9 protein-coding genes are annotated in these 12,281 nt (G+C 40.2%); 8 read left to right on the top strand and 1 reads right to left on the bottom strand.

Annotated elements, in window-relative coordinates; translation table 11 throughout:
• The first annotated feature begins 16 nt into the window (after positions 1-16).
• The 8 genes from AC1TO9_RS15840 (at position 17) to AC1TO9_RS15805 (ending at position 9,772) form a co-directional block, all read left to right on the top strand.
• A complete protein-coding gene (locus AC1TO9_RS15840; RefSeq protein ID WP_482056383.1) occupies positions 17-973 on the top strand; it encodes a carbohydrate ABC transporter permease in 957 nt (318 codons plus the stop codon).
• 8 nt (positions 974-981) lie between these two features.
• Positions 982-1,851 carry a carbohydrate ABC transporter permease gene (locus AC1TO9_RS15835; protein ID WP_482056384.1) on the top strand — a complete coding sequence of 290 codons (870 nt, stop codon included), beginning with the start codon at positions 982-984 and terminating at the stop codon, positions 1,849-1,851.
• 16 nt (positions 1,852-1,867) lie between these two features.
• Positions 1,868-3,331: a hypothetical protein gene (locus tag AC1TO9_RS15830; protein ID WP_482059806.1), complete on the top strand. Its 1,464-nt coding sequence runs from the start codon at positions 1,868-1,870 to the stop codon at positions 3,329-3,331.
• Positions 3,324-3,950 (top strand): YIP1 family protein, encoded by a 627-nt coding sequence (locus tag AC1TO9_RS15825; protein ID WP_482056386.1) that lies wholly within the window; start codon positions 3,324-3,326, stop codon positions 3,948-3,950. Before AC1TO9_RS15830 ends, AC1TO9_RS15825 begins: the two co-directional genes overlap by 8 nt.
• Positions 3,951-3,965: 15 nt before the next feature.
• The gene (locus AC1TO9_RS15820; protein ID WP_482059805.1) at positions 3,966-6,515 is read left to right on the top strand and encodes a DUF5696 domain-containing protein; all 2,550 of its coding nucleotides are present in this window, start codon (positions 3,966-3,968) and stop codon (positions 6,513-6,515) included.
• An 11-nt stretch (positions 6,516-6,526) separates the two neighbouring features.
• Positions 6,527-7,414, top strand: a complete 888-nt coding sequence (locus AC1TO9_RS15815; protein WP_482059878.1) for a carbohydrate ABC transporter permease — start codon at positions 6,527-6,529, stop codon at positions 7,412-7,414.
• Positions 7,415-7,421: 7 nt separating this feature from the next.
• The gene (locus AC1TO9_RS15810; RefSeq protein ID WP_482056388.1) at positions 7,422-8,384 is read left to right on the top strand and encodes a carbohydrate ABC transporter permease; all 963 of its coding nucleotides are present in this window, start codon (positions 7,422-7,424) and stop codon (positions 8,382-8,384) included.
• Positions 8,385-8,476: 92 nt separating this feature from the next.
• Positions 8,477-9,772 carry an endo-1,4-beta-xylanase gene (locus AC1TO9_RS15805; RefSeq protein ID WP_482059804.1) on the top strand — a complete coding sequence of 432 codons (1,296 nt, stop codon included), beginning with the start codon at positions 8,477-8,479 and terminating at the stop codon, positions 9,770-9,772.
• Positions 9,773-9,881: 109 nt separating this feature from the next.
• On the opposite strand, the gene AC1TO9_RS15800 is transcribed toward AC1TO9_RS15805, so the two are convergent.
• Positions 9,882-12,167, bottom strand: coding sequence for a beta-L-arabinofuranosidase domain-containing protein (locus tag AC1TO9_RS15800; RefSeq protein WP_482059803.1), 2,286 nt, complete (start codon positions 12,165-12,167; stop codon positions 9,882-9,884).
• Positions 12,168-12,281 lie beyond the last annotated feature (114 nt).

Here is a 12,281-nt window from a genome sequence, read left to right as displayed (position 1 = left end):
TCAGGAGTGGAAGCTGATGCAAACAGAGAAAACCGCTCAGGCCGCAAAGGAATTCATTCGTCCGCAGAAGACATCTAAGTGGGCACATATCGCCAGCGAATTAAAACGTAACAAGCATTATTATATTTTAATTAGTCCATATATGACTATTTTCTTTTTGTTCACTGTTATTCCGGTCGCTTTCTCATTGGTATTAAGTTTATTCTATTTTAATATGTTGGAATTTCCGCGATTTGTAGGATGGCAAAACTATGCAAGACTGTTTCTCAATGACGACGTATTTATGATTGCTTTGAAGAATACGCTTCTGTTCGCGGTCGTTACTGGTCCTCTTAGCTATATCGCCTGTTTTTTATTTGCTTGGATAATTAATGAGCTATCGCCTAAAGTGCGTGCATTTATGACGTTAGTGTTTTATGCTCCGTCGATTTCAGGCAATGTGTTTTTCATATGGCTAATCGTATTTTCTGGCGATAGCTATGGTTATTTGAACGGGTTTTTGATGAGAACAGGGATTATATTGGAACCTATTCAATGGCTTCTTGATGAGAAATATATCTTGCCGATCGTCATGATCGTTCAACTGTGGCTTAGTTTAGGAACGAGTTTCCTTGCCTTTATTGCTGGTTTGCAAACGATAGATAGAACTTTGATTGAGGCAGGGTCTATCGATGGAATTAGAAATCGTTGGCAGGAACTATGGTTTATTACGTTGCCTTCGATGAGACCGCAGCTTATGTTCGGAGCGGTCATGCAGATTACAGGATCGTTTGCAGTTGCCGAAATATCGATTGCGCTTGCGGGCTTTCCGAGCGTCAACTATGCGGCGCATACCGTCGTAACGCATTTGATGGACTTTGGTAGTATTCGTTTCGAGATGGGCTACGCGTCCGCCATTGCAACAGTTCTCTTCGGCATTATGCTTGGAACCAATATGCTGACACAAAAAATGCTGAGAAAGATAGGTGAGTAACGTTGGCCATGAAAAGGATAGCGGTTTTTCGAAAGACTAAAAATCTTAATCGTTCCTTTACTGTAAGCTTTTTGCTGTTTACGTTGCTTGCCTTTTTCGGGGCCTTTATGGCTTTGCCGTTAGTTTATGCGGTGAACAATGCATTCAAACCGCTTGATGAATTATTTATATTCCCACCGCGGTTCTTTGTCAAAAATCCGACGATCGAAAACTTTTTAGATCTAATATCCTTAATGGGGAACTCTTGGGTGCCACTTTCTCGATATATCGCCAATACGCTGCTGATCACGATTGTCGGCACGGTGGGGCATATCCTGTTAGCGTCTGCAGCAGCCTATCCCCTTGCGAAATATCGATTCTATGGCTCGAAGACGCTCTTCTCCATAGTTGTGCTGGCTTTGATGTTTTCGCCGCATGTAACAGCTACACCGAACTATTTGATCATGTCTTGGCTAGGATGGGTCAATACACATGCATCCATAATTATACCTGCATTAGCATTCCCGCTAGGATTGTTCTTAATGAAGCAATTCATGGAGCAAGTTCCTGATGCCTTGCTAGAAGCTGCCAAAATTGATGGTGCTAATGAATACAGGATTTTTTGGACTATCGTTATGCCCAACGTAAAGCCTGCATGGTTAACTTTGATGATTTTGCAATTTCCAATGTTATGGGGAAGTGACGGGGGGAACTTTATCTATAGTGAGAACTTGAAAACGCTTAATTTCGCCTTGGGACAAATTACTGCCGGGGGGATTGCCAGAGCAGGGGTTGGTGCAGCAGTTGCACTACTTTTGATGATTGTTCCAATATCACTATTTATTATTTCTCAGAGTAGCGTCATTGAGACGATGGCTACTTCCGGGATGAAGGATTAGAAGGGGGCTGTGCACGATGTTGACTAGAAACCCCAAAATAAGAAAGGGTCTCTTCATGATGCTTTGTTGTCTTATTGGCATAAGTGTGTGGGGAAGTCCAGCGCAGGCAAATAGCGACGCAGATTCCTACAACTATTCTTATTGGGGAACAACGGTTGCTTCGCCTGCTGCCTATAAAGCGACCGATTCATTGAATGGCTTGGATATGGGAGTTGGGGTACTCAAAGAACCGAGCGATATTCAGGTCACTTCTGACAACTATATTTATGTGCTGGATTCCGGCAATAACAGAGTGGTCATTTTGGATCCGAATTACAAATTGTTTAAAGTTATTGACTCATTTGACAATGAAGGAACAATCGAAACATTACTTAACCCTCAGGGACTGTATGTAACGCAAGATAAAAAACTGTTAATTGCTGATACTGGCAATAAACGTATAGTAGAGCTTGATAAGGACAACAGCCTCATCAAAATTATTGAAGCACCACAATCCGATTTGCTTAATTCAACGTTTGATTTCCAACCAGTTCGGGTTGTAGCCGATAAAGCTCAGCGGATATATGTTATGTCAATAGGGGTTTTTGATGGTTTGATGGAATTTAGCGCTGCAGGGGAATTTAATACATTTACGGGAGCAAATCGAGTAAATGTAGATCCTCTTGAGTATTTTTGGAAAACAATTTCCACGCAAGAGCAACAAAGTAAAATGATCATGTTTACGCCTACAGAATTTACAAATTTGGACATAAACGATGAAGATTTTATTTATGTTACAAATGGCGATGAGCGGGGTGAGAACATTAAAATGCTCAACGCTCAAGGTAGCGATATAATGCGTAGAAATGGCTATTTCACACCGCAGGGCGACATTCGCTACTTTGCAGATGAAGGCCCATCCCGACTAGTAGATATCGATGTGACTGATAGCGAAATATTTTCCGTGCTTGATGCAAAAAGAGGAAGAATCTTTACATACAATGGGGATGGACATTTGTTGTATATATTCGGTGGTCTCGGGAATAAATTAGGAGAATTTAAGACACCAACAGCAATTACTAGAATCGGAAATGATTTTCTAGTTCTAGATAAGGCGCTTGGTGAGATCACGGTGTTCCAAACAACGGAATACGGTCGGATGCTCAATGAAGCCGTTAGGAGTTATTATCGAGGAGATGAAGGAAAGGCATTCGATTATTATCAACAAACTATAAATATGAACTCCAATTTAGAGTTTGCCTATGGTGGAATCGGTAAGGCTCTTCTTCGTCAAGGAGATTACAAAGAGGCAATGTTTTACTTTAAAAAGAGTATGGATCAGAAAAATTATTCCAAAGCCTACTTACTCTATCGCAAGGAAGTGCTTCGGGAATATTTCTCGATCATTATGACAGGTATATTTATATCGGCAGTTGTAATTTCAATAGCAATAAGACAACGGAAGTCAGTACGGAGAAAGAGGGGGATTTCCATTGAATAGGGATCTTTTGAAATATCCTTTTCATCTCATTTTTCATCCCTTTGATGGCTATTGGGATTTGAAATACGAACGTAATCAGAAGCAGAGTCTGATCCTTGCCATTGCTATTCTATCTATGCTTGCTTTAACAAACATTTTGTCCAGTCAGTACAGCGGTTTCGTAGTTCAAATTGTAGATCCAAAATCAATGAATAGCTTTATGGAGATTATATATGTCTTAGTGCCAGTCTTATTCTTTTGCATAGCTAATTGGTCACTTACAACATTGTTGGACGGAGAAGGGAAATTTGTTGAAATATTTACGTCAACATGTTTTGCGCTTATTCCATTAATAATTATTAATTTCCCTTGGATTTGGTTAAGCAACGTCATCTCGATGGAAGAATCGGTATTTTATTATTTTTCGAACAGTCTAGCATTAATCTGGTTTGTTTTTATGCTGTTCATTGGAAACATGACGGTACATCAATTTACACCGTCCAAATCAATTCTAACCATTCTTCTGACAATTGTCGCGATGGGATTTATGGCGTTTCTCAGTTTATTATTTTTTAGTTTAATCCAACAGATCATCTCTTTCATTTCCGTCATTTATCAAGAACTGGCATTGAGAAGCTGAGAAAGGAGGGCACAAATGATACAGACTAGAAATGTTCTAATGATAGTACTTGTTATAGGCGCAATTATAATTGCAGGTTGTTCAAATTCAACGGATGAGCTTCAATTGGATAATGCTGCGCTTACAGAGGAATTCATACCGGGAGAATCGTTAAAGGCCTCCTTTACGGATTCAAGAGTTGAGGGAATGAAGGGGATTGTCGAGAATGATAACTTACAATTGTTGGTGATGGAGCAGACAGGAGAAATTGCCGTTATCGATAAAAATAGTGGTGAGATTTGGTATAGCAATCCTCCTGAAAGTGAATTAGATACAGTTGCTTTGGGGATAAACAAGCAATTGTTAACTTCACAAATGAAACTCGATTACTACAATATGTCTGGACAGGTCAATTCAATCAACTCCAAGACAGATAGTGCAGTCTATAATCAGATTAGGTTTGAACCAATTTCTAATGGCGTTAGAGTGACCTATCAATTTGGTAAGTATGAGAAAACATTGAATGATTTGCCAATGCTCATCAGCAAAAGCCGCTTCGAAGAATTAGCAAGTAAATTAGACGAAACGGGGCAGAGTGCTTTAAAAACTGCCTATACCGAAGATGTAGAAAAATCGCTATATGTGAGAAGCAACGATAAAATACTTCAAGGGATTCGACTTAAGCGTGCGCTTCAAGCTTTCGAGGATGCAGGATATACACAAGAAGACTTTTTAAAGGATATTGAAGAAAATGAGTTAGATCAACCTATCTCTGAAGCTAGAGTGTTTCAGGCGGCGATTGAATATACGTTGGACGCTAATAGTCTTCTTGCAAAAATCCCTAGCTCAAGCATTCAATACCCAGAGGACTATCCTGTCAGCCAGCTTTCCATAATGAACTATTTTGGAGCAGGAGGGGAAGAAGAAGAAGGCTCTATATTTGTCCCCGATGGTTCAGGAGCACTCATTCACTTCAACAATGGCAAAACCCAGTATTCAGCATACCAGCAGCAAGTTTACGGAACAGATATGACGATGGAATCTTACGTATCGACCGTGAGTGAAGAGTCAATTAGGCTACCTGTGTTTGGCATTATTCGTGAAGGCAGTGCATTTTTAGGTATTATTGAGGATGGTGCCGCAGCTGCATCTATTCATGCCGATATCAGTGGGAAATTAAATAGTTACAACTATGTACACCCTATTTTTACTGTGCTTAATAAGGGTGAAGTCACCCTGAATGCGGATGGGAAACAGCGTTCACTACCAAGGTTTCAAGAGAATAAGATGGAGTCTGATTTTTCAATTCGATATGCTTTCCTCAATGGAGAAGAGGCGTCCTATGAGGGGATGGCTCAATACTACCAAAGTTATTTGTTGGAAACGAATGGGCTTTCTCAGCTTGCAACAGATAACAAGTCAGAGGATTCTCCATTCTTCTTGAAAGTGATCGGAAGCATAGATAAAGAAAAGCAAATTGTAGGAATACCTTATGAATCACTAGAACCACTTACGACATTTGAGCAAACAAAAGACATCATTACTCAGATGAAACAGCTTGATATTAACCACATCAAGCTTCAGTATTCTGGTTGGTTCAATAATGGTTTGAATCACAGTGTTCCGAAAAATGTTTCGATTGATAAAGTAGTAGGTGGTAGCAAGGGTTTTCGTGATTTCACGGCGTTCACACAAGAACAAGAGATATCCTTTTATCCTGACGTTGCCTTACTGACAGCATATACAGATGATAAGTTTAATACATCTAAGGCTGCCGCGAGAACGATAAAAGGGATTCATGCTAGAACATTCGCTTATGATATGGGACTAAATGGTCGTGATAGAACACGCACTCCTTCTTATATTATTTCACCACGATATGTTAATAGTTATGTCGATGACATGTTAAATGATCTGTTGGATCTTCCAATTCAAAGCATATCGTTACGGGACTTAGCTGATCAATTGAACAGTGATTATCGTAAAAATAAGCAAATTGATCGGACAGAATCTGAAAAGTTGTCTATCAATGCATTGAACCAAATAGGTGAAGCGAATTTAAGTATGCTGGCTAATGGCGGAAATTCCTATGCCCTTCCTTTTGTGACGGATATAACGAATGCTCCAATGTCCAGTAGCAAATTCAAAATTACAGATGAAGAGATTCCTTTTTATCAAATGGTAGTTCGAGGATCCATTAACTATACGGGTGCACCGTATAACCTTTCTACATTTACGAATATGGAGCAATATATATTGAAATGCTTGGAGTATGGATCTGGGGTCTACTTTGAGTGGATTTATGAACCGAATCATACGGTGAAGGATACTGATTATAACAATCTGTATGCAGTAAATTACGAGTTATGGATAGATCAGGCATCTGAGATTTATAACAACGTGAACGAGGTTTTACGGAATGTTCAGAATGAGCGAATCATCGCTCACGAAAAGCTGGCTGAAGGCGTCTATAAAACGGTTTACGAGAGCATGTACGTGATTGTGAATTATAACCATTCACAAGTGACAATTGACGGCAGAACAATTGATGCCGAGAGCTATATTACGGGTGGTGAACAGTCTTGAAGAAGCTCGGTATGAAACAAAGGACTTATCTACAACAAAAGGCGTTATGGGGGATAATATTTGCTTTCCCATGGCTCGTAGGATTCATTTTTTTCTTTCTCGTTCCATTGGTGGATTCCCTGCGGTACAGCTTTAGCTCCGTTGTAGCCAGTTCAGAAGGCTTAAACATCAAATTTATAGGTTTAGCAAATTATATTAATGCACTGACAGTTAATACGAGTTTTAATCGTTCATTAGTGGAATCTATTGTGAATATGGTCGTTAACGTTCCTTTAATCGTCATATTCAGTCTTTTTGTAGCGGTGCTGCTGAATCAGAAGTTTCTAGGAAGAGCTTTTGCGAGATCAGTCTTTTTCTTGCCTGTCATCTTAGCCTCAGGAATCATCCTTAGTCTTGAGAGTTCAAGCTTGATTCAAGCCGTTAATGATGAGAACATCGGATCTGGTTTTTCTAGCGCGATGGGCGCCTTTGAACTGGAAAGATTGATGATTAGGGCAGGAGTAAGTGAAGTGATCGTTCTATATTTAACGGGGGCAGTTGACCGTATTTATCAGATTGTTAGCCAATCTGGGGTACAAATACTAATATTCCTTGCAGCGATCCAGACGATTCCTTCTCAGTTGTATGAGGCATCTACTATGGAGGGGGCTACTGGATATGAATCATTTTGGAAAATCACTTTTCCTATGGTGAGTCCACTCATTTTTGTGAATATGATATATACAATTATTGACTCTTTCTCTGTAAATGCAATGACAGATTTGATCCGACAAACGGGCTTTACCTCATTCAACTTTGGTCTCAGCTCGGCGATGGCATGGATATACTTCCTGGCGATTGCGATTATTCTATCGGCCAGTTCATACATAGTATCCAAAAGGGTATTTTATTATGATTAGAAGGAGGATGAATGAGTTGAAGATTGTAGGTAAATTATTGTCACTGGAACAGTGGAAGCGTTGGATTTGGTCGTTCGTAAGACTGACGCTTATTACAGGTCTATCGTTCGTTATCCTGTTCCCAATCTTACAGAAAATTTCTACAGCGTTTAAAGATAAATCGGATCTCTATTCACCCGTTGTGGTGTGGATTCCAGAAACTTATACGCTAGACAATTTTAGACTGGCGATGTCTATAATGAATTATTGGAAGACATTGTTTAACACATTTACACTTTCAGGGGTAATGACGATTCTAACTGCGGCATCTTGCGCACTGGCAGGTTATGCTTTTGCCCGGCTTAAATTTAGAGGTAGCAATTTACTCTTTGGAGGCGTCATACTTACGATTCTGGTGCCACCTTCGACGATTTTGATTCCTCTTTATCTTAATATGAATGACTTTACACTAATGGGGCTCATCCCTTTGATTAACGGGGGGGAATCTATCAATCTATTAAATACGTATTGGCCATTTATTCTAACGTCTATTACGGCAAGTTCTCTTAAAGCAGGACTATATATTTTCATCTTTAGGCAATTTTTTAGGGGAATACCTAAAGAGGTTGAAGAAGCCGCATATATGGATGGTGCAAGTGTCCCTTCAACATTCATGCGCATTATGCTACCTAATGCAATACCTTCCATTGTTACGGTTGCGCTCTTTTCATTCGTATGGCAATGGAATGATAGTTTCTTTACGACCACCTATTTAACAAGCGGAAAGGTCATGTCAACACAGTTGGCATCATTACCTTATAATGTTTCTGCTACTCTCCAAGGTGGAGTTGGGGCGACTGTGGATCCGTTTTATTTGAGCATGATTCAGGACACAGGAATATTGCTAGCTATTCTACCATTAATTATTATTTACTTATTTGTTCAGCGCTATTTTGTAGAAAGTATTGAACGTACAGGAATTGTTGGATAAATAGTAAATAAGTAGAACGCCAGGCGTGGAACATAGTAGTTTGACTAGTTCGCGCATGGCGTTTCTAATTTCACGTAGAGGTGGTTTAAGTAGTGAATCCTAAATTCAACAAAAAAATATTAGCTATTGCTGGAACTGTTATCATTCTAGCGTTGATATTATTTATAGTTAATTTCTCGCGAAATGATCAAGCAGACAATAATAATGCGATTGCTGAAAACAACGGTCAACATGAGGTTGTAAACATTGAAGATGAATCCGCTGATGCAGTTATCGAGCCAACGAATGAGCCGGAACCTACTCCAACTATAGAAGTAATTGTTAAGGAATCAGTAGAGCCATCAGTAGAAGAAGATATTCCTTCACTATACGAGGCATACTCGGAATACTTTCCGATTGGGGCAGCGATTGAGCCATTCCAAACAAGTGGGCTAAAGGCTGACTTACTAAAAAAACATGTCAATTGGCTTGTAGCTGAAAATACGATGAAGCCTATCTCGCTTCAGCCTACAGAAGGAAACTTTAATTGGACCCAAGCAGATCAACTTGTTGAATTTGCTAAAGCTAATAATATGGAAATTCGTTTCCATACATTAGTATGGCATACTCAAGTAGGAGATTGGTTCTTTAAAGATAATGAAGGTAAGCCCATGGTGGACGAGACAGACGACGCTAAGCGTCAGGCAAATAAAAAGCTGCTGCTTGAACGTCTTGATACTCATGTAAGAACGATTGTTAGTCGCTATAAAGACGATATAAAATCATGGGATGTTGTGAATGAAGTTATCGAGCCAGGTGACCCGGATGGCATGCGCGCTAGCGAATGGTACAAAGTAACAGGAACAGAATTTATTGAGACTGCATTTCGCGTAGCCCGTGAAGCAGGGGGAACTGATATTAAGCTATACATTAATGATTATGGTACAGATGATGTGGCTAAGCGGGATCGACTATTTCAACTTGTGAAAGAAATGCTGGATAAAGGAGTACCTATCGATGGTGTTGGTCACCAAACTCATATCAATATAAATTGGCCACCCGTTAGCTCAATTATGGAGTCTATGGAGATGTTCGCTGAGTTAGGTCTTGATAATCTTGTAACTGAACTAGATATGAGCTTATACGTATGGAATGATCATAATGATTATGGTGATGAAATTCCAGAACAGATCCTTCAAAAGCAGGCTGACCGTTACGGTGAGTTGTTTGAAGCATTCAAAGCACATAAGGATATTATTGGTGGTGTCGTATTTTGGGGCATTGCCGATGACCATACATGGTTAAGTACATTCCCTGTTACCCGCACGGAAGCACCTTTTCTATTCGATAAACAGCTACACGCCAAACCAGGCTTTTGGGCTGTGGCTGACCCATCCACAAGACAATAACTAACTATCAACTGATCAAAAAAGGCAGCCCGTCATAAGTTGACGGCTGCCTTTTAACGACCCTACATTAATAATAACTTGTAAAAACACGGGAGTATTCATGTGAAAGCTATAGCTTAATAGTCCGAAAAATACCATAAACTCCGTTAAATCCGCCCATTACAGGGGCAAATCTGACAACGATTGAATCCTGATCTTTGGCAATTAGGCTTACAGGAATTTCGATTACTTTATCATAGAATTCTCGTTTTCTTTCATGGTTTAGAACGGTTTCCGTTGCTAGCAAATGATCATTAACCCATATTCCAAAGCTTCTATCGGCATCTAAATAGCTGAAAGTAACTATTAGTCCGTTTCTTTGTCCTGGTAGGACCTTCATTTCGTAACTGAACCATCCGTTAGCCTCTGCTCGTCTTCCATTCAGTCCCTCAAAACTACCTGCATAAGTATGCTCGCCTTGGATGTCATGTTCCAACTCGTATTGGTCGTTGCCTACTTGCACACTGTCAATAGTATTCTCTTTAAGGAGAAGTTGCTGATGACTCTTCTTCTGATGATCACGTAATGCGTCTGAATCAGCTTCGACAAAGTTCCAGTAAATCCCGTATCTCTCGTTATGTTGTTTGAAATGCGGGGTAAAGACTAGCCTCTTTTCTTCATCCGTATTTCTCAGCACAAAGGCTAAATCATCGTTCAACCGGACGAAATGCTGATCGAAGTCGTTAAACCATTCTTGTACGTTCATTCCAACGGGAGTGACAAAGTCTTTAACAAGCATTCGCTTGGTTGGCACGCTGACAATTACGCCTGTTTTGGATTCGATCATATCTTCCGTACCCAATGCTGCGCTTAATACGACTGGACCATATTTGAAACCGACGACGTTTGGTGCATCTGCTAATGGATAATAGGCGGGCGCCATAGGGATTCGTAACTGAGCGGAGTCTCCATTCTTCCAGACCCTTTCAATGTGTGCATAGCCATCTCTAACTTTCGGCTGAATATTCTCGCCGTTAATAGTAAATTTGATTTCTCCTGAGGCCCACTCGGGAATACGCAGACACATAGTGAAGTGTTTATCACTATGATCAACTGTCTCAATCATTAATTGTACCGTATCGGTATAAGGGAATTCTGTGTTTTGTGTAATCTTTATGTTCTGTTCAGACCAATCTAACTGGCTGCTCACATATTGATTGACATATAACTGCTGATCCAGTTGAAAGTAAATGCTGTCGTTTAACTTAGTGAAGCTTTCCATGCCAGTTCCAGTACAGCACCAGAAATGCTCAAATGGAGAGGAGTACACTTTGAAATATCCTGTAGCCATAGGCTGAAAATACATCGTCATTCCAGTATCCGGATGTTGAGAGGAGAGAATGGCGTTCATATAGGTAGTCTCATAGAAATCTGCGTATTTGATATCCTGTGTCAGCTTAAAAAGTTCTCGGGTAAGCTTCAGCATGTTGTAGCTATTACAGGTCTCGCAAGTGATGTCACTACGCTTACCATCGAGCAGATCAGAATCGCCGAAATGCTCGGATTCACTGTTTCCACCCGTGATGTAGCTATGATGATAAACTACCATATCCCAAAACTTCTCAGCAGCTTCCCGATAGAAAGTTTCACTTTCCCCTAGTGTCAAATAGCGGTTCAACGCACCCAGGAATTTGGGAATAGTAGTATTAGCATGTTTCCCCTTAAGGATATCCTGACCATTATGGATCGCCTCAAAGAGGTTGATCTCATCGAATTGATGAGCTGCTTCTAAATGCCGTGAACTTTTGGTTAGTTTGAAGAGATCATAAAGGCAATCGTTCATGCCACCATACTCCACAGCGAGGACTGTTTCCTGCAATTCCTTAGACCATTTAGAAGTGCGATCTGCTACCCAATCTCCCAGCTTTGCTACGATGTCGTAGGCTGTTTGGTTACCAGTTCCCTCATAAACGGTAATGAGGCCAGCAATAATTTTGTGCATGGTGTACCAAGGAACCCAAGCGGGTTTCTTTTTTTCTACATTATCAAATAGTGTCTCTGGAAAGGCAGATAAATACCCATTATCCAATTGAGAGAGAGATAATTCATCTATGATGTATTCTAGCTTAGCAAGCAAGTCTGCGTTTCGGTTCTGCATATAAGCCTGGGCGCATGCTGTTAAAAAGTGGCCTAATGTATGGCCTCTGATCTCTGTATCTTCCCAACCAGGATAGATGGTGGCTTTAGCTGGTAAGCTTGCAACCTCACGGAAACCAACTAATAATCGATCGGCGTCATAACTTAATAAATAAGCCATTTCCTTCTCGAATGCGTTCACATGGTAAGCTCCGGTAAGCTGGACATGATTCAAATCGATATTGTTCAAAGCTGCTATTCCCGATGTAGTATTATTCATTAAGATTCCTCCATATGTAGTAAAGTTCTCCTTCAGAAGACTAACTTAAGCTTATCTTGTTTATTCATTTAGGGAAATATGAGAAGGTTGGATTTGGTGTCAAAAGGGAAGGGG

It is taken from the genome of Paenibacillus sp. Y916 (assembly GCF_056786435.1).
This window is presented reverse-complemented; position numbering and strand designations above follow the sequence as displayed.